The sequence below is a fragment of the Runella limosa DSM 17973 genome (assembly GCF_000482465.1).
Lineage (GTDB): Bacteria > Bacteroidota > Bacteroidia > Cytophagales > Spirosomataceae > Runella > Runella limosa.
This window is the reverse complement of the sequence record NZ_KI519420.1, coordinates 84,420-104,748: the sequence shown is the minus strand read 5'-3', so window position 1 is coordinate 104,748 and position 20,329 is coordinate 84,420. Positions and strand designations below refer to the sequence as shown.

General features: G+C 45.7%; 9 protein-coding genes. All 9 read right to left on the bottom strand.

What is annotated here, in order from left to right; translation table 11 throughout:
* Positions 1–4 precede the first annotated feature (4 nt).
* The 9 genes from K339_RS0110335 to K339_RS0110295 all read right to left on the bottom strand — a co-directional run bounded on the left by K339_RS0110335 (position 5) and on the right by K339_RS0110295 (position 20,185).
* The gene (locus K339_RS0110335) at positions 5–415 is read right to left on the bottom strand and encodes a hypothetical protein (protein ID WP_028523509.1); all 411 of its coding nucleotides are present in this window, start codon (positions 413–415) and stop codon (positions 5–7) included.
* A gap of 112 nt (positions 416–527) precedes the next feature.
* On the bottom strand, positions 528–2,936 hold the full coding sequence (locus tag K339_RS0110330) for an ABC transporter permease (RefSeq protein ID WP_028523508.1): 2,409 nt from the start codon (positions 2,934–2,936) through the stop codon (positions 528–530).
* A gap of 139 nt (positions 2,937–3,075) precedes the next feature.
* Positions 3,076–5,496: an FtsX-like permease family protein gene (locus K339_RS0110325; RefSeq protein ID WP_028523507.1), complete on the bottom strand. Its 2,421-nt coding sequence runs from the start codon at positions 5,494–5,496 to the stop codon at positions 3,076–3,078.
* Positions 5,497–5,515: 19 nt separating this feature from the next.
* Positions 5,516–7,933 carry an ABC transporter permease gene (locus K339_RS0110320; protein ID WP_028523506.1) on the bottom strand — a complete coding sequence of 806 codons (2,418 nt, stop codon included), beginning with the start codon at positions 7,931–7,933 and terminating at the stop codon, positions 5,516–5,518.
* Between the two features lie 56 nt (positions 7,934–7,989).
* Positions 7,990–10,389, bottom strand: a complete 2,400-nt coding sequence (locus K339_RS0110315) for an ABC transporter permease (protein WP_229598724.1) — start codon at positions 10,387–10,389, stop codon at positions 7,990–7,992.
* Between the two features lie 38 nt (positions 10,390–10,427).
* Positions 10,428–12,860, bottom strand: coding sequence for an ABC transporter permease (locus K339_RS0110310; RefSeq protein WP_028523504.1), 2,433 nt, complete (start codon positions 12,858–12,860; stop codon positions 10,428–10,430).
* A 2-nt stretch (positions 12,861–12,862) separates the two neighbouring features.
* A complete protein-coding gene (locus K339_RS0110305) occupies positions 12,863–15,244 on the bottom strand; it encodes an ABC transporter permease (protein WP_028523503.1) in 2,382 nt (793 codons plus the stop codon).
* A gap of 53 nt (positions 15,245–15,297) precedes the next feature.
* Positions 15,298–17,727, bottom strand: a complete 2,430-nt coding sequence (locus tag K339_RS0110300; protein ID WP_028523502.1) for an ABC transporter permease — start codon at positions 17,725–17,727, stop codon at positions 15,298–15,300.
* Positions 17,728–17,755: 28 nt separating this feature from the next.
* Positions 17,756–20,185 (bottom strand): ABC transporter permease, encoded by a 2,430-nt coding sequence (locus K339_RS0110295; RefSeq protein ID WP_028523501.1) that lies wholly within the window; start codon positions 20,183–20,185, stop codon positions 17,756–17,758.
* Between the last annotated feature and the right edge of the window lie 144 nt (positions 20,186–20,329).

The window sequence follows — 20,329 nt, the reverse complement described above, 5'->3', positions numbered from 1 at the left end:
TTAGTTAGTGAATTACGATTTCGTTGTGAGGGAGTGCGTAGGAGTCTTTTAACGTCAATAGCACGATTGCGTCTCCTTTATTGCATTTTGAAAGCACGTTTTTGATGTCCACTTTTTGGTACACCTCCTTCGAGAACATCGTCAACGTTTTGCTGTTTTTGTCCCGAATCGCCACCATGAAGTCAATCGCTGAGGTTTGGTGCCACTGGTTATTTTCGTAGGTCGCTTCAGCCACCGAAAGCGTCCCCTGCGCATCTTGCGTCAAGGAACATTTTCCCGTAGGCGAGTAGTCATTCACGACTGGTCTATTATCAATAAAAACAGCCGAACAATTGGAAAATTTTGATTGAGCGTGCCCCACCAACGCTGCTCCCACGAGGCAGGCCACGCTCATCATTCGTTGTAGTGTTTTCATTTTAAGTGGTTGTTTTTAGGTGTTTACTTTTTGATGTGAGCAAAAGTATCTTAACCTACAAAAACCACAGAATTTTTCCCGTAAAAGAATGTAAACGAAATGTAAAAGTTTGTTATTCGACTTTTATCGAATGCGTAGGGTTTGATAATGAAGCCTTTATGGTTTGCACACTTACCAGAAGAATGATAACAATTCCGAAACTTCCTGCCACAAACGCAAACGCTGTCCAGCTCATTTCGACCCGATAGGCGTAGCTTTGAAGCCAATTTTTCATACTTACAAACACCAACGGAAACGCAACTGCCGTTGCCAAGGCTGCTACCACCAAAAACTCCTTCAAAAACAAGCCCACCAAACTCGCAGGCGAAGCGCCCAAGACCTTACGAATACCGAGTTCTTTGGTGCGACGTGTCACACTTAGCGACACCATTCCGATTACCCCCAATAACACAATGATGATGGCCAACAGCGTAGCCGTATGAGCAGCTTTTTTGAGGCGAATTTCGGTTTGATAGAGCTTTTGAAGCATGTCGTCCAAAAACTTATACTCAAAAGGAGCACCAGGGAGTAATTCACGCCATTTGTGTTCTACCGCCGCAACACCCTCTGCCACGGTAGAAGGGCGCAATTTGAACGAAAAGTAGCGATAGTTATTCAGGGTTTTGAGGTGCACAAAAGCCAATGCCCCTACTTGGTCGCGCATGGATTGAAAATGAAAATCTTTGGTGACGCCCACAATGTGGAAAAGTTGTCCAAAACCAACCAAACGTACTTGCTGTCCAAGTGCGCTTTCGGGTGTAAAACCGAGTTTTTTGGCCGCCGATTGGTTGATGACGAGTGGTACTTGAGCACCCACCGCTGGATTTTGACCAAAATAAATCCCGCTCGCCATCGGAATCTGGTAGGTTTGGGCATAGTGTTCGTCGGTCTGCAACACAGGCATAAACGTCGCTTGGGTAGAATCTTGCCCCAGCTTAAAAACGCCCGACTGAAACCCCGTACGCCCGTCGGGGATTTCGTACGACAACGATACTTCGCTTACCTGCGGCAAACGCGCCATTTCATTGCGAATGGTTTCCATTTTGGCCACCCCCTTCGCCGACCAGTCGCGGGGGACAGATGCCCACACAATTGCCTCTTTAGAGTATCCCAGTTCTTTTTCAAAAAAATAATTGACCTGATTTGTGATGATAACTGCCGCCCCAAACACAAACAAAGCCACCGAAAACTGCCCCACCATGAGCGAATATTTAAAAAGACGGTTTTCTTTCACGTTTTTGAGCTTGCCTTTGATAGACTCCACCGAGGGCAACGACGAAAGCACAAACGCAGGATATGCTCCCGCCAAGCCACCCACAAGCATTCCCAAACCGATTCCTAGCGATAAAAAGGCCAACGGGGCGCTCGTAAAAGGCAGGAGGTCTTTTCCCAAAAATTCACTAAACGATGGGCGTAAAAGCTCGTACAAACCCCACGAAACAACCGTGCTGAACAAGGCTAAAAGGGTTGATTCAGCCAAAAACTGCCGCATTAATTGGGTTTTGGTACTCCCAAGCGACTTCCGAACGCCAATTTCTTTGAGGCGTGCCGCCGAGCCACCCATCGAGAGATTGACGAAGTTGACCACGGCCATGAGCAAAATAAAAAACGCAACCAAGCTCAGTGTGGCGATGGTTTTATTAACTAGGCCGTTGTTTTCTTCACGGTAGAGGGTGGAAAGGGGCGTAGGAATAACTTCGATGTTTTCTTGAATGACTTTAGACGAATGGGTGGCAATCAGCTGCGCAATGGCTCGTTTCAACGCGGGAAGGTTTGCCCCCGTTCGGAGTTTTAGGTAATTGACCACATACACGTTGTCCCAAGAGGTCATGGCGCCATCGCGGCCAAAGAATGCTAAACTCCTCAGTGGAAGCAAGATAGGGATTTCGCTCGACACAAACTGCGTCACGGAATTGTAGGGGATATTGGCCAAAACGCCTGACACCATAAAATCGCGGCGCTCGCCCGAAAACGATTCGATTTGGAGCGTTTGGCCTACGACGTTGGTTTTTCCAAAATATTTCAGCGCCGTTTTTTGAGAAATCACCACCGAATTGGGCTGACTCAGGGCTGTTTTGGGATCCCCTTCCAACAACGGAAATCCGTACATCGACAACAGGGTAGAATCGCCTAGCTGAAGATCTTCTCGGAAATTTTTATCGCCTTTTGATACTACCGATGTGACGGCGTCAAAATGATAATAGTCTTCTACCAACGAAGGAAAATTTTCTTTCAACGCTTTGGCCAACGGCGCAATGGTCGTGATTTCGATGCCCATGTTGGGCTGTTTCCATTTTGACTTGAGAATGTATTGGCGGTCTAGGTCTTTTAGTTCGGCGTTCACCCGCCATTCTCCCCAAACGTAGCTTCCCATTAGCATCGCAAAGGTAATGCCTACTGAAAGTCCAAAGACGTTGATAATGGCGTATAACTTATTCTTTTTCAGGCTGCGCCAGCCGATTTTGAAGTAATTCTGAAGCATGGTTTTGTCCGTTTAAAATGGCGCAGCAAGGTACGTACAAAACGCATTGACGGTCTGTTAAAAAACCTTAATTGTTGTTGCATTGCGGTGGCGACGTTGCATTGCAACGTCGCTACAAATGCAACGTCGCCACGGGAAATCATTCCGATTTCAACGATTTTACAGGATTCATCAACGCCGCTTTGACCGACTGAACGCTGACCGTCAGCAGCGCTACCGCCAATACCCCAACGGCCGTAGCGGCTATGACCCACCAGCTGATTTCGGTTTGGTAGGCAAACTCCTGCAACCACTGGCGCATGAGGTAATAAGCAACGGGTGTGGCCAACACGACCGCGAAAGCAATCAGCTTGAGAAAATTGGTAGAGAGCATCACCGTAATACTGAGTACCGACGCCCCCAACACTTTACGAATACCAATCTCTTTGCGGCGGCGCTGTACATTGTAAGCCGTCAGTCCCAAAATACCCAAGCACGAAATCGCAATGGCAAACACGGCGAAAATGCCAAACACTCGATTAAATTGGCGCTCATTTTGGTATTGGTGGGCAAAGTTTTCGTCCAAAAACCAATAGCGGAACGGCTCTTCAGGATAGATTTGTTTCCACGCGAGTTGCATCGCACCAAGGGACGCTTCCAATTGGCGGGCATTCATTTTTAGGGTCAAATACCCCAACTCTTGCGGCGCAAAACAGTAGTAAAAAGTAGGTTTGGGCGTACTTTTCAGCGATTCGATGTGAAAATCTTCTACCACTGCCCCTACCGTCATGGAGGCATTATTTTCGCTATTTTCGTAGGCAATTTGTTGACCAATAGCCGCTTCGGGCGACGGGAAACCGAGGGCTTTTCGCATGGTTTCGTTGATGGTAATGGTGTTGAATCGCGCTACGCGGTCGGGGAAGAACTGGTGTTTTCCTGCCAACAATTGAACCCCAAACAAAGGAAAAAAGTCTTGGTCGGTTTCCACAAAATAGGAAGTAATTTTGGCAAAATCAGGTTTTTTCACCCAATGAAGTGGGCGGTTGCTTCCCGCAATGGTATTGATGCCCAAACCTGGAACGATGTTGGACGAAGACGTGCCTTCAATCCCCGCAATCTTTGCACATTCCGACTTCAAAAGCGCTAGTTTTCTAAAAATCGTGCTGTCTCTGGTATCTTCAGACGCAGGGACTTTGACCGACACCAACTGGTCGAGTTGTACGCCAAGTTCGTGGTTATTTAGGAAATGTAATTGTTTTTCAATCACCAAAACCCCAAAAATCAGTCCCGCCGAGCAGGCAAACTGAACCACCACCAAGCTTTTGCGAAGCGTTTCGGTGTTGCCCGCCACAAATCTCCCCCGCAACACTTCCACGGGTCGAAAACCCGAAAGCTGCAAGGCAGGATATAGCCCCGCCACAAACCATATCAGGACAATAAACCCGATACTTACGCCCCAATATACCCCATCGACGGTGTTGCTCATCGATAAATCGCGGCCAACGATGCCCCCAAACCAGTCGGTTGAGAGCTGTACTCCCACCACTGCCGTCCCAAACGCCACGCTGCTTATGACAAAACTTTCCCACAAAAACTGCTGGGTGAGCGTGCCACGGCTTGCGCCCAGCACTTTTCGTACGCCCACTTCTTTGCCGCGTTCGTTGGCAAGGGCCGTTGTTAAGTTGATGTAATTCACAAAAGCAATCACCAATATCACCAAAGCAATGATACCCAAAAACTGCACGGTACGCGCACTGCCGTTCGGTTCGAGTTCGTAGGTAAGGTTGGAATACAAGTGAATGTCTTTAAAAGGCTGAATCACGAGCTGGATTCCCTCTTTTTTGAGGAAAGTCTGGTTAATTTCGGCTAATTTTTTGGTCACTCCGTCGGTCGAAGCATCGGGCGCTAATTGGAAATAATTATAGTCCCAATACGACTCAAAATTGTCTTCATGCCCCCGCGCATAACGTGAGGCGTACGACACCAACATATCAAACTTGAGGTGGGTATTTTTGGGAGGGTCTGCCACCACTGCCGTCACGGTGTAGGTTCCTGCTAGGCGACCATCCTTGAGACGCAGCCCTTTGCCCACTACCTGTCCGTTCCCAAACAGACGCTTTGCCGTTGTGCTGGTCAAAATGACCGTATGCGGCGCAGTCAAGCAGTTTTGGGCGTTTCCTTCCACGATTTTTTGGGGAAACATGCGCAAAAACCCTTGGTCGGTGGCATAGTATCGACTAATATCAAAAGGCTGATTGCCGACTACGACCGTAGCTTCGGGCGTATTACCGCAGTACAAACGGGCGTAATCGACCACGCTTGGTACGGTTGCTTTGAGGGTAGGCCCTACGGCACTGTGCGTGTTGGCGTCTTGGTTGACGACACTTTTGCCGTTGATGGTTTGATTATACACGCGCCAAATATTTTCTGCGTGTGGGCTTTGTAAATCGTATGTTTGTTCATACCTCACGTACCGAAACAACAACAAACTAGCTGCCATCCCTAACACAAGCCCCGCAAAGTTGATGGCGGTAAATATGGGCTGCTTCCGAAACAGAATTTTGATGTAATGTAGTAGCATGGTAGTAGATGGTATTAAATCATTCCATTTTTAACGTTTTGACGGGATTAGAAAGGGCGGTTTTGAAGGCTTGATACGCAACAGTACCTAACGCCACGAACATCGACAAACTTCCTGCGATGACAAATATCCACGCATTGATTTCGATTCGGTACGCAAAATCTTGAAGCCATTGATTGCCAAAATAATAAGCCACTGGACACGCAATGGCAATACCGATAAAAACGAGTTTCAAAAAGTCTTTTGATAAAAGCGCCACAATGCTCGTTACGCCCGCCCCGAGTACCTTACGAATGCCAATTTCTTTGGTACGCTGTTCGGTTACAAACGTGGCCAGTCCAAATAATCCTAAGCAAGCAATCAAAATGGCAACCAAAGAGGTATAGGTCAAAATCTGTTTCCAGCGCAAGTCGTCGGCGTAGCGTTCCATCCGAAAATCTTCCAAGAAATAGTATTCCATGGGAAGGTACGGAACGTATTTTTTATATGCTCTCTTTATCTGCTCAAGGGCTTCTTTGGGGTAGTTAGCCGCTAGTTCTATATGAACACAGCCCGCTTGCCGACGGGTATCACGCGCCCACACGATGGGCTTGATTTTCTCCTTAAACGAAGCATAATGAAAGTCTTTTACAACCCCTACGATGTTCAGTGCTTTGTCGTGTTGACGAATGGAAAGCGTGAAAGGGTCTTGACCTTTGGGAACAAACTCCCGTACAAAAGCCTCGTTGACGATGATATTTGAAACCGTATCCAAGGCATATTTGGATGAAAAATACCGTCCTTGCACCAACGGAATCCCCATCAATTGCAAATGATTTTCGTCGATGTGCTCGTAGTAGGTATAGTCGGTGCTTTTGCCATTGATTTGATAAATCGTACTGTTCCAATCCCCTGATTTGCTGGAAACTTTTTCGACGTAAGGCAACTGCGCTAACTCGTGTTTGAGCGGAGTGGCTACTTTCTCTATTTGGTCCCAAGGCAGCCAAAAACGCAGAATATTGTCCGTTTTATACCCAAGTTCGGCATGGGTGATGTAGTCAAATTGACGCGCAGCAATCACCGTCCCGATAATTAATATCCCTGCCAACACAAACTGAAACACCACCAATGCTTTTCCGAACGTTTGCCGTCCTGATAGCTTAATTTGTCCACGCAACGTCTCCATGGGGCGAAAACCTGAAAGCACCAACGCAGGGTAAAATCCCGCCAAGAGAGCTACCAAGAACAGTAAACCGCCAAACAGGGCTAAAGTCGAAGGCTGGAAAAGGTAAGTGCTTTCTAAGTGTTTGTCGGTCAGTTCACTAAACGTCGGGAGTAGTACATACGCCAATAGCAACGAGGGAATAAAAGCCAATGCCGTCAGCAAAAACGACTCTCCTAAAAACTGCGATAAGATATGATTTCGCGTGCCGCCCGTTGCTTTTCGGATACCGATTTCTTTGGCTCGTTTGAGTGAGCGAGCCAGCGTAAGGTTCACAAAATTGATACACGCTATGATCAACACCAACAACGCCAAGCCCGACAGAATTTTGGGGTACCGCTCGTTGGACCAGTACTCTAGCCCGTTCGACGCGTAATAGTCGGGGTTGAGGTGCATGTCAAACAGCGGTTGTAGTTTAAACTTCATTTCGTAGGTTTTACCCTCTTTGTTTTGTTTACGAACTTCCGTCAAAAAATCAGCGGTGTACTTAGCCGTCACCGCCTCCATTTTCTTATCCAACTGTGCCACATTCGCTTTCGGATTGACCAATAAGAACGTATTCAAACTCGCATTGAACCAGTTTTCATCGTTGGCACGCTGCTGAGGGTCAGGTGAAATGAGGTGGTCGATAGAGAGCAATAAATCAAACTGAATGGAAGAGTTGGTCGGCGGATGTTTTACAACGGCAGAAACAACAAACGGTTTAAAACCAGCTCCCTCATCTCCAATTTGCAATGCTTTTCCTACGGGGTCTTGGTCGCCAAAGTATTTTTTGGCCATACGCTCCGTGATGACCACGTTTTTCAGGTCTTTGAGCGCGGTGCGTTTATTGCCAGCCAATACCTCAAACGAAAACATCGTCAACGCGGAGTTGTCGGTGTACATCAGATTCTCTTTAATCCCTTCGTTGCCTTTTTTGACGAGGGTATTCCAACCGTTTTTAAAGCGACAATACGCCTCAAAATCACCAAGTTCACGCACAAATGCGGGACCTTGCGGTACGCCAGTATTTCCCATTTTGCTCTGATTTCCCTGCAAGTCTTTTCGGTCCTGTATCAATCGAAAAATGTGAGGGCCTTTTTCGTGAATACGGTCAAACGATAAATCGTCTTTGACGTACAGCATGATGAGCATTACGACCGTTAGGCCCAACATCAAGCCCGAAATATTGACAAACGAGTACACCTTGTTTTGCCAAAGGTTCCGAAGGGCGATTTTGAGGTAGTTGCGTAGCATGGTGGTATAATTGTTATGAATGTGGCGGCGCTGCATTGCAACGTCGCTACGGGGAATTACTCGGATTTCAACGATTTGACAGGATTCATCAAGGCGGCTTTGATGGACTGGTAGCTCACCGTAAACAAGGCAATAACGACGGTTACAAGCCCCGCTAACACAAAAACCAAAGGATTGATGGTGATTTTGTAGGTGTATTCTTCCAACCATTTATTCATTATCCAGTACGACAGCGGACTCGCAATCAGAAAGGCCAATAGCACTGGCGTAACAAATCCTTTTGACATCAACAGCACAATTTGGCCTATGCCTGCGCCTAGCACTTTGCGAATGCCAATTTCCTTGGTTTTTTGCTGCGCCAGTGACGTGGCCAAACCAAGCAAGCCTAAGCAAGTGATAAAAATGGTCAAGAAAGCAAACCCTTGTGCCATGAATGATAACCGTTCTACACTCGCAAATTTTTTGTTGTAGGCTTCATCCACAAAATGATATTCAAACGGGTAATTGGGGTTGTATTTCTTGAAAACAGCCCTTGCTTTTTCTAGATTTTCGCGCATCGGTTTGGCCGCATTGTACTTGACGTGTACTGCGTTGAAGAAATTCATCTTAGGGCCTGCGATTGTGACCGCATTGATTTCTCGAAAAGGCGATTGCATCACAAAATCCTTCACGACCCCAATCACCTGAAACTCCCAACCCCCGTCGGTGATTTTTTCACCAATAGGGTTTTTGAAGCCCATCATTTTTTTGGCAGTTTCGTTAATAATGACCCCAGAAGAGTCGGTGGGATAGGCTTTTAAGTCGAAGTCACGTCCTTCTACAATCTCCAGTCCGAGCGTTTTTACAATTTGGTCGTCTGCGCCAAAACGGTCAATGTTCCTGTGGTCGTCGGTGGCTTTGCCGCGCCATTGCATTCCGCCTGTGTTGCTCCAGGTTTCGGTGATGGGTGAAAATGTTTTTACGACCGAAACCGCCACGTCGTTTTTCAACAAGTCGGCTTTAATAAGGTCAAAATTTTTAGAAATATCGCCCTCTACGGGATGATATACTAGGTTGGCTTTGTCATAACCTGATTTTCTGTTTTGGGCATAATCTAATTGTTGCTTGATGATCATGGTACAGGAAATGAGCAAAACAGAAAACACAAACTGACAAACGACAAGTATTTTTCGCGGGGTAATTGGGGATGAAATGTTGAAATAACTTCCTTTCAATACTTGCAAAGGATTAAAACTCGAAAGGAATAACGCAGGATATGAACCTGCTACCAATCCCGTAACGATGACGAATGCCGACGAGCAGGCAATCCACTGAGGCGCCAGCCAATCAATGACAATTTTTGATTCAATGAGTTGATTGAAAGCGGGAAGGCTGACCATGATGATGCCGATTGCTAACACGCCCGCCAATAATGAGGTGAAAATAGACTCGGAATAAAACAGTTTAATCAGAGAGAAGCGGCTCGCACCAGATGCCTTTCTGACCCCTACTTCCTTGGCGCGTTTTTCGCTACGAGAAGTGCTCAAATTCATGAAGTTGATACACGCAATCAGCAATATCAAGAGGGCAATGACCGAAAAGTTGCGCACTTGTTCGATTTTACCACCTTCTTCTACCCCATTTTTGAAGTTTCCGTAGAGGCGCAACCGTTCAAAGGGGTAAACGAATGTTTCCCAATTGGCCGTTTCTTTATCGTATCGTTTGCGTAAATGCTTGATTTTCTGGTTAAATGCCTGAGCGTCGGTATTCGTTTTTAGCAACACATAGGTAGTAGTTGAGTTGTTTCCCCAGTACAAACTTTCCATGTTGTTGGCTACCTTAAATCGCCACGGTACGAGGCATTCGAAGGCAAAATCAGTGTTAAGAGGAAGGTCTTTCAACACGCCTGTTACCACAAAATCGCTTTCGTTGTTGAGTTTAATGATTTGCCCCATTGGGTCGGTATTTCCAAATAGTTTTTTGGCAAAATCCTGCGTAATGACCGTACTGTTGACAGCGTTGAGGCAGGTTTTGGCATCACCTTTGAGTAATGGGAAGGTAAAAATGTCCAAAAAGGTAGAATCAACAATCTGGACAGTTCCTTTGATTTTGGTTTCTTTTGATTGGAATAAATACTTATCAGGCCAATCTACCCGTACCATTTTTTCAACTTCGGGGTAATCTTTTTGCAACGCAAGCCCCATGGATTGCGGAGTGACGTTCCAACTACTTGTCTTGCCTTTTTCGGTGACCTGATTCCACGCTTGATAAATTCGGTGCTTATGCTCGTGGGTGTTTTCAAAGTTCATTTCGTCATTGACCCAAAGTAAAATCAACGCCGATGCCGAAAATCCTATTGCCAAGCCTAGGATGTTGATACTGCTATACACTTTGTCGTTTAACAGGTTCCGAAAAGCGATTTTGAGGTAGTTGCGTAGCATGGTGGTATAATTGTTATGAATGTGGCGGCGTTGCATACTGTGGCGGCGTTGCAATGCAACGTCGCTACGGGGAATTACTCCGATTTCAACGATTTGACAGGATTCATCAAGGCGGCTTTGATGGACTGAAAACTGACGGTCAAGAAGGCTAACAGCATCGTGGCTGCCCCTGCTGCGCCAAAAATCCACAACGGGATTTCGGCCCGAAACGCAAAGTCTTCTAACCAAGCGTACATGGCATAATACGCCAACGGTGCCGCAATGCAGAAGGCAATCGCTACCAACTTTAAAAAGTCTTTAGACAATAACCCAACAATACTCAAAAGGCTCGCTCCAAGCACTTTACGTACGCCAATTTCCTTCGTGCGTTGTTCGGCGATGTACGTAATCAGTCCAAACAATCCTAAACAGGCAATGAAAATGGTTAAAATGGCAAAAATGAGCGCAATGGTGCCGACCCGCTGCTCGGCGCGATACATGTCGTTAAACGATTCGTCAAGGAAATGGTAATTGAAAGGCATGCCAGTCGATAGCTGCTTCCATTTACTTTCTATCTGCTTGATGAGTTTTTGTGGGTCTGAGGTATTGACTTTAAACGCCATATCCCAGCCGCTACGCCCGTATCGGAAACCCAACGCACCCACATTTTCCCGCATTGACGAATAGTGGAAGTTTTTGACCACCCCAATAATCGTGAGCGTACTTGTTTCGGAGGCATTGCCCGTACCCGAGTAGAGGTTTTTGCCCACGGGGTCATCGTATCCTAACATTTTCGCCGTTTCTTCATTAATAATAATGGAACTAGAATCAGCACCAAATTCCTTGGAGAAATTGCGCCCCTTGATGATTTCCATACCCAACGTCGGGATGTATTCTTCATCAATGACCCAGTTTTGCATGTTAAATCCGTTTTTTACGTCGATAATCGCCGTTTTAGAGTAGGTATTATCACTGCGCGAGGAGTTAGCAACGGGCAAATACCCCGCAAATGCCCCTGCTTTTACCCCCGCCATTTTTTTGATTTCTTCCTTAAAGACGCGGTTGTTTTCGCCTAATGATGATGTTCCCGTAACTACCAGTACTTGATCTTTCGAAAAACCGAGGTTTTTGTGCTGTATATAGTTGAGTTGACGATAAATAATAAAGGTAGAAATAACCAATACCAACGAGGTGGCAAACTGGAAGGTCACCAAAACATTCCGAAAATTGGAACGCTTAAAATTAGCATTCAACTTGCTTTTGAGTACTTCAATTGGCTTAAACGACGACAAGAAAAAGGAAGGGTAATACCCCGCCAAAACCCCAACGCCGAGAGGCAATGTCAGTAAAAAAGGCAAGTAGGTAGGCTGGTACATGGTAGCGGGCGTAAACTCTTTGCCCGCAATTTGATTGAAGTAGGGAAGGAATATGGTGGTCAACACCAGCGCGATTCCGAAGGCCAAGTAGCTCGTCAGGATTGATTCGGCCATAAACTGACGAATCAAGCTGTTGCGCTCCGTGCCTAGTACTTTGCGAATCCCAACTTCTTTGGCTCGATTGGCCGAACGAGCCGTACTCAAGTTCATAAAGTTGATACAGGCAATGAGTAACAAGAACACCGCTACAATCGAAAAAATATAGACGTACTCGATGTTTCCGTTGACCCCAAACTCGTATAATTTGTTCGATTTTAAGTGAATATCTAAGAGCGGAATGAGGGAATACTGAATGTAATTTCCCGCTTTTTTGAACTCATCCATGCTTTTGATATCGACAAAAGCTTTGGCTTGGGGGAGGATGTATTTGTTAATCAAACCGTCAAACTTTCCCTCAAGTTGTTTGTAATCAGCGCCTTCTTTGAGTTTGATGTAGGTGTAGAAATTATGGCTTAGGAAGTTACCGAAGCTGTAATCCACGTTTTTAAACGAAAAAATGACGTTCGTTCTAAAGTGAGAGTTTTGGGGAATATCTTCATATACCGCCGTTACTTTATATTCTTGGGGATTGTTGACCCCTGTCGTAAGGATTTTTCCCACCGCAGAACCCGCACCAAAAAACTTCTCCGCCGCTGACTTACTTAATACAACCGTATTAGGGGCGTTGAGGGCCGTTTTGGCGTCGCCCTCGATGATTTTAAATGGAAACACTTCAAAAAAAGTAGAATCGGCATTGAAGCAGTTATTTTCTACCAAAAATGCGTTGCCTTTTCTGATAAATCGACGACTGTTTTCAGCGAACAGACGCACGTATTGTTCCACTTCAGGGTAGTCTTTTTTCAACGTAGGGCCAAAAGGGTCGGAACTCAGCGCCATTTTCATTTCCGTTCCCCCAAATTTGATGTCTGAGTGAACACGGTAGATACGGTTAGCGTCTTTGAGGTAGCGGTCATAACTAAGCTCATCGACAACATACAGTGAAATCAACAAAAAACAACACAGGCCAATGGCCAATCCGAGTACGTTGATGACGCTGTATAGTTTGTTTTTAAGGAGGTTTCTCCAGGCGATTTTGAGGTAGTTTCGTAGCATAATTATTCCGATTTCAATGATTTAACAGGATTGGTCAAGGCGGCACGAAGGGTTTGGTAGCTGACGGTCAACAACGTAATAACCAGCGCCCCCACCGCTGCGGCGGCAAATACCCACCAAGAAATTTCGACGTGGTAGTCGTACCCTTTGAGCCAATCGTTGAGGTAGTAGTAGGCAATCGGGCTGGCAATTAGGCTAGAAAGCAATACCAAACCCACAAAATCGCGCGAAAGCATCTGCCAAAGATTAGGCACACTTGCGCCCAACACCTTCCGAATGCCGATTTCTTTGGTACGCTGTTCGGCCACGAAGCTCGCCATTCCGAACAAGCCCAAACACGAAATCAAAATGGCTAACACCGCAAAATAAAGCGACAAAGTACCGATACGCTCTTCGGCTTTGAACTTATTACCGTACTGTTGGTCAATAAACTCGTACGAGAAAGGCACGTTTTGAACGTATTTTTTCCAGATGCGCTCAAGAGTGGCAATGGATTTACTCGAACTTTGAGTCGGATTGAGTTTAATGGTTAAGTTATACAAATCCTTGTCGCGGGTATGGTACAACGAAGGGCGTACGGGGTAAAACGGCGACTCGGCCATAATATCGCTCACTACCCCAATAATGGTGTAAGGCTTGCCACCCCATTTTAAGATTTTGCCAATCGGGTCTTTGAACCCTAAAAACTTCGCCGCAGACTCGTTGATGATAAAGGCGGCGGAATCGGTGGCAAAGTCCCTCGAAAAATCGCGGCCTTGTTTGATTTTCCAACCCACGGTTTTGCCCCATTCTTTGGTGACGCGACTATTGGGAAAATCTACGCCTAAGTTCGGATCTTTGCCTTCCCAGTCAAAACCACCGTTGGTGTTCCAAACTCCCGTAAGCGGACTGTTGGACGCCGTGAGTTCTTCAATGGCTCCTGCCGATTTGAGTTCGGCTCTGAATGCTTCAAAATGTTCTTGTATTTCTTTGTCCATTCCCATGCTTATCAAGCCTTTTCGCTCATATCCGATGGGGCGGTCTTTGGCATACTGAATTTGTTGGTAAACGATGATGGTGCCAATGATCAAAATCACCGAAACCGTAAACTGAATCATCACGAGCGCCTTGCGCGGAATCGCTGCCCATTTACCCACTCGAAACGTTCCTTTGAGTACTTTTAATGGTTGAAAAGAAGATAAATATAACGCAGGATAACTGCCCGCCAATAAGCCCGTAAGTGAAATAAACGATAGGCTAACCAGCCAAAAGACAGGGTTTGCCCACGGAAGTTCTATTTTTTTATCGGCTACTTCGTTGAAAAAGGGAAGACACAGCGTGACAAGTAAAAGAGCCAACACAAAGGCAAATACCACCACCATGTATGACTCCGAGAAGAACTGATTGACCAATTGTGCCCGAACCGAACCGACCGCTTTACGAATACCCACTTCTTTGGCGCGTTTTTCGCTGCGGGCAGTGGCTAGGTTCATAAAGTTGATACACGCCAATATCAACACAAACACTCCAATGATGCCAAACATCCAAACGTAACGGATATTTCCCCCCGTATTGACGCCGTTTTTAAATTCACTTTCCAACGCCCATTTACTCATTGGGTGCAGAAATGCCTCCCATTTATACTTTAATTCTTCCTTACCCAGGTTGTTGGCTTTGACATTTTTAATGCGTTTGGAAGCCGCTTCCATTGATACGTTGTCTGCCACTTGAACAAACGTTTGACTAAAATTACTATCCCAAGGGTCTTCCATTTTTTTTACCCAAGGATTATCTATCAACCAAAGCGACCACGGCATAATCACTTTTAGGTTACGAAAAGAGGTATTGTAAGGCAAATCTTCATATACCCCTGTCACTTTTACATCGTAAGTACGATTGATTTTCAGCGTTTTATCCAATGGGTTTTGGTTGCCAAAGAGCGATTGAGCAACCGATTCGGAAAGCATAATCGAATACGGGTCTTTTAGCCCTGCGTAAGTGCCATACCGCATTTTGAGGCCAAGCATCTCAGGCGCGCCTTCTTCAAAGTAAATTCCTTCTTTTGTGACGTGATTATCACCCAATGACAGCACGTACGAGCCTTCCCACGAGGCTTGCACCACGTGTTTGAAACTACTCCCGTATTTTGCCCGAATCTCAGGCGCCATCTGAGCAGGGTTAGAGGTTTGGGTTCCCACCTTGCCGTTGAAAGTGGCGTGTTGCATGACCTGCGCGATACGCTTATAATTTTGGTGGTAGGTATCAAACGATAATTCGTCGTTGACCCAAAGCCCAATCATCATGGCTACGGCCATGCCCACAGCCAGTCCACCAATATTGATGAAACTGTACATTTTGTTTTTAGTGAGGTTGCGCCAGGCAACTTTGAGGTAATTCCGTATCATGGGTGTATAGGGTTATTGGTATATATTCCGTAGAGACGTTGCATGCAACGTCTCTACTCCGTTTTCAATGATTTTACAGGATTGACCAGGGCGGCACGAATGCTTTGGTAACTGACTGTCAGTATCGCAATTCCGATAGCGATGACACCTGATAGCACAAACATCCACCATTCAATGTCAATGCGATAGGCAAATTTGGACAGCCATTGCTTCATTACGTACCATCCCAAAGGTGAGCTAATGACCATCGCTATCCCAACAAGCTTGACAAAATCAATAGAGAAAAGCCCAAAAATATGCGCCGTAGTCGCACCTAATGATTTACGAATCCCAATTTCCTTGGTGCGTGATTCGGCCATAAACGAGACGACACCGTATAATCCCAAACAGCCGATAAAGAGGGCAATCACTGCCAAAAGGCGAAAAAGTGCATAGCTACGTTCTTCACCTTGGTAAAAATTGGCAAGGGCTTCGTCCAGAAATTCGTACGAAAAGACAAACTCAGGAAAGGTACTTTGCCACACGGTTTCTACCTCTTTCAGTAATTGACTAATACCTTTGACTCCTCCTTCTTGGCCTGCCAGTTTCATTCCTAAGGTAGTATAATTGCCTCGTTGGGTCGTCAATACGCTTGGTTCTACCTGATCACGGAGCGAAAACACGTTAAAGTCTTTTACTACCCCTACAATTTGTTTTTCAATATCTTCTCCCGCCACTTTCATTTTTTTCCCGATGATTTGTTCGGGATTCTGAAAGCCTAAGCGTTTTACAAATGTTTCGTTGACAATCAGTTCTCGAATTGTATCAGCGGGAAGGTAATTACGTCCTGCCAATAATTTTAACCCATACGTCCGAATGTAAGAAGTATCTGCGGGACGCATTACGACACCATAATCTGGTTCTTTCTCTTGGTTTTCAAACCGAAAACCTGTACTCCAATTGAACGCCGAAGAAGGCGTCGTCATCGAAAAACTAAGCGATTGGACACTGGGCAAACCCGAAAGTTTAGCCCGTAAATTTTCCAACTGACCTAGTTCATTTTCAGGAAGCCTTACGGTTAAAATAGCATCGCGACTAAAGCCCAAATCGGCCGAACGGAAATAATCCATTTGGTAATAGGCAATGATGGTACCAATGAGCAAAAATTGAGACACAGCAAACTGCCCTATAATCAGCCCCCGACGCAACGTAAAATAATGCGCCGAGCGAGTTGTTTTCATTTTTCCTTTTAGGGCCAAAATAGGCTGATAACCCGACAGAATCAGCGCAGGATAAAACCCCGCCAGCACGGTGGTGAGCACGCCAAGTCCTGCCAAAAAGACCAATATGACAGGGCTAAATAAGCTTACAGCCCCTGTTGGGATATTTAATAAATCACCCACGTAAGGCCATGCAAGCTCTGCCACTAAAAGAGCCAACACCACGGCAATGGTTGTCAACACGCTCGTTTCGCCCAAAAACTGTCGTAACAGCTGACTGCGAGTGCTCCCTAGCACTTTTCGTACGCCTACTTCCCGCGCCCGACGAATTGCCTGGGCGGTCGCCAAGTTGACGAAATTGATACAAGCCGTCACCAAAATAAAAATGCCAATCAGGGCCATCGCCCAAATCATTTCGATGCTCACACTACGTCGAGCAAAATTAGTGGTATTGGTTGCGAAGTGAATATCGGTCAGTGGTTGTAAAGCATACTTAAACTTCTTGACATCCTCTGGAGAATGGTATTTTTTCACGAAACTAACCAATTGGCTTTCCATTCGAGCCAAAGTAAGCGATGGAGGCAACAACAAGTAAATCTGCGCCCCACCATAGCTTGATTTCCAGTCTTCGATGGGAGAAGTGTTTCCAAACGCTACCACAGAAGCATGGGTCAGAAAGACATCGAAGGGAAAACTACTGGTAGCAGGTGGCGCTTGCACAATACCCGTCACCACAAAATCCATCTGGTTATCTACCCGAATTGTTTTGCCCATTGGGTCAGTATCCCCAAAATACTTACGCGCCATTCGCTCCGAGAGCACCACCGTATTCGGGTTAGTGAGCGACTGCGGGCTACCTTTTTTCCATTCATAATCAAAGAGATTGAAGTATTCGGGTTCGGCAAATGTAATTACTCCATCAGGCTCCTGAAATCGTTTTTTCTCCATAGCAGAAGTGCCTCCTACCGATACAACCGCTCTTCTCACACGGCTTACCATCGTCAATTGATGTTTCAATTCGGGAAAATCGTTTCGTAGTGCTGCCAATGCAGGGAAGGTAATTCCAGTGTTTGGCGTTTCGGGAGAACTTTTAGAAACACCAAGCATTCGATAAATACGGTCAGCATGACGATGGTGACGATCGAAACTTAGTTCATACCGAACTGCCACAAACAAGACCACGCAACAAGCCAAACCCAAGGTCAGACCTAAGACATTGATGACAGAGTAACTCCAATTACGTTTTAAAGCACGAATGGCTGTTTTAAAATAACTTATGAGCATTGTTTTTTTATTTCAGGTGAGGTATAGATTATTCTGTTTTTAATGATTTCACAGGATTCATCAGCGCCGCTTTTACCGACTGAAAACCTACCGTCAAGCACGCAATTCCGATGGCCAACATACCCGCCGCCGCAAACAACCACCACGAAACGGTAATGCGAGAGGCAAAATCTTTCAGCCATTGTTCAGTCAAATACCACGCAATCGGCGATGCAATCAGAATCGCAATAAGCACCAACTTGAGGAAGTCTTTGGACAATAACGCCATGATTCCAAACACCGAAGCTCCTAGTACTTTGCGAATACCGATTTCTTTGGTGCGCGATTCGACGGTGAACGTAGCCAAGCCAAACAAGCCTAAACAAGCGATAAAAATCGCCCACAACGACGCCGTTGTGAAAATACGGCTGTACTGTTGTTCAGAAACATAAAGTTTGTTGTAATTATCATCGACAAAAGAGTAGTCAAACGGATTGCCTGGGAAATAGGTTTTATACAATTTATCCAAAGCCGCGATTTTTTCGGGCATACGGTCGGCGGTCAACCGAATGGTGAAATAGGTGCTGTTGTTTTGGGGATAAAAAATGATAGGATCAATAGACCTTTTCAATCCTGTATGATGGTAGTTTTTCACCACTCCGATTACGTCCAAATAACGCTCATCCCACTTGATTTTGGTGCGGAGGGCTTCTTCTGCGTTCGCAAATCCCAATAACTCTACCGCTCGTTCATTGAGCAAAACCTTGCTGTTTTGGTTCCAATCCACATCACATTCGGCAGGCGTAAAGCTTCGCCCCGCTTTGAGGTCGATTTGGTAAGTTTTCAGAAAACGGTCGCCAATGATGGCAAACGAATACGAAATGAGTTCGTCGCCTGGCTTAGATTTGGGTTGGGTAAAGCCTGAGGTCGCAAAATTGTACCAACCGCTCGGCACGCTTCCTGAAGTGGCGTAGTCTTTCACAAACGTTTGTTGCGTAAGTTCATTCTGAAACGTGGTTTGGCGTACTTTGTAGGTGGCGTCTTTGCCCACTTCTGGCCCACGAACCACCAGCAATTGCTGCGGATTTAGTCCCAAACTCTGCGTTTGCATGTGGTGTAGCTGACGATAAATAACCAGCGTTGTAACAACCAAACACACCGAAATAGCAAATTGAAACACCACCAGCGATTTTCGAAGTAGTCCTCCACCCGACGTTTTAGCCAACTGCCCTTTCAGGGTTTTGATAGGGTTATAACTGGAGAGCAAAAAAGCCGTATAACCTCCCGAAAGTAAGGAGCCAAAGAGCAAAATACCCAGCCCCCATGCCGACACCGACGTAGCGCTTAAAGAGGCAAAAGACAACGGCGTCCCGATAAGTTCATTAAAAAATGGCTGAAGTAAGACTACGATTAGCAAAGCCAATCCAAAACTTAGGAGATTCACCAACAGCGATTCGCCCAAAAACTGCCGCACCAAATGGCTTTGCGTTGCGCCTACCACTTTCCGAACACCTACTTCGTTGGCACGTTTGAGCGACTGAGCCGTGGAGAGATTGACGTAGTTGAACCAACCAATGACCAAAATCAAAAACGCAATTCCGCCCAACATATAAACGTATTTTAAATTACCTTGAGTAAGGTAAGTATCGTTCAATGAAGCCGCCAAATGCACGTTTTTGAGAGGTACAAGACGAAACTTTACGCCGTCGTTTTCTTTACTGAGTTCGTTTCTTAGGGCTGTTAGTTTTTTCTCAAACGTTACAGGATTCGCCTTTCCGTTGAGTTGAAAGAATGTATTAATATACTGGTTATCAATATTTTCTAAATTAGCCCAATCGTTCCCGTGCAAGTTGGCGGGGTTACGCAAGGTTTCCAACGAAAACACCATGTCATACCGAATGTCTGAGTTGGTAGGCATATCGGCATAGACTCCCTCTACGGTAAAAGGGTTGGTGTCAAATTGATTGGAAAGCATCAACACTTTTCCCAAAGGATTTTCGGTACCGAAATATTTTTTGGCATAAGAGGCCGACAAAAACACTACGTTTGACTTTTCCAATGCTTTGGGAGCACCTGCGGTAAGTGGAAAATTGAAAAACGAGAAAAAATTACCTTCGGCGTAGCTGATGTTGGTTTCGCGAAATGCTTCGGTTTTAGCACCTTCACGCCGCACGATGCCTTGCGCCATTCCATCCGCAAAACGACAATAATTCTTGATTTCGGGGAAGCGTTGTTTGGCGCGCGTAGCCCAGCCTGGTTCTACCTCACCCCACATGCCACCTTTTACATCTTCGTTGAGCAAACGATACATGGAAGGTGCATTGACATGAAACTGGTTAAAACTCTTTTCGTGACTTACGTACTGCAAAATCAACACAAAAGCCGCGATACCCATCGCCAAGCCAGTGATGTTGATAAAACTATACACTTTGTTTCGGGCTAGGTTCCGAAAAGCGATTTTGAGGTAGTTCTGTAGCATGGGATGTTCAGGTTTACCCTCTTATTCCCAAATGCCATACCAGAAACACAATTCACTGTAAATCAATTTTTTACACCAAATTAAAGGAAACAAAAATGTCCATAAACGGACAAAATCAGTTCGTTTATGGACAGGGCTGTAGCA

What these genes read in the sequence shown, in the direction of transcription:
- K339_RS0110335 (WP_028523509.1), bottom strand. Translation starts at nt 415, where the DNA reads ATGAAAACACTACAACGAATGATGAGCGTGGCCTGCCTCGTGGGAGCA.
- K339_RS0110330 (WP_028523508.1), bottom strand. Translation starts at nt 2,936, where the DNA reads ATGCTTCAGAATTACTTCAAAATCGGCTGGCGCAGCCTGAAAAAGAAT.
- K339_RS0110325 (WP_028523507.1), bottom strand. Translation starts at nt 5,496, where the DNA reads ATGCTACTACATTACATCAAAATTCTGTTTCGGAAGCAGCCCATATTT.
- K339_RS0110320 (WP_028523506.1), bottom strand. Translation starts at nt 7,933, where the DNA reads ATGCTACGCAACTACCTCAAAATCGCCCTTCGGAACCTTTGGCAAAAC.
- K339_RS0110315 (WP_229598724.1), bottom strand. Translation starts at nt 10,389, where the DNA reads ATGCAACGCCGCCACATTCATAACAATTATACCACCATGCTACGCAAC.
- K339_RS0110310 (WP_028523504.1), bottom strand. Translation starts at nt 12,860, where the DNA reads ATGCTACGAAACTACCTCAAAATCGCCTGGAGAAACCTCCTTAAAAAC.
- K339_RS0110305 (WP_028523503.1), bottom strand. Translation starts at nt 15,244, where the DNA reads ATGATACGGAATTACCTCAAAGTTGCCTGGCGCAACCTCACTAAAAAC.
- K339_RS0110300 (WP_028523502.1), bottom strand. Translation starts at nt 17,727, where the DNA reads ATGCTCATAAGTTATTTTAAAACAGCCATTCGTGCTTTAAAACGTAAT.
- K339_RS0110295 (WP_028523501.1), bottom strand. Translation starts at nt 20,185, where the DNA reads ATGCTACAGAACTACCTCAAAATCGCTTTTCGGAACCTAGCCCGAAAC.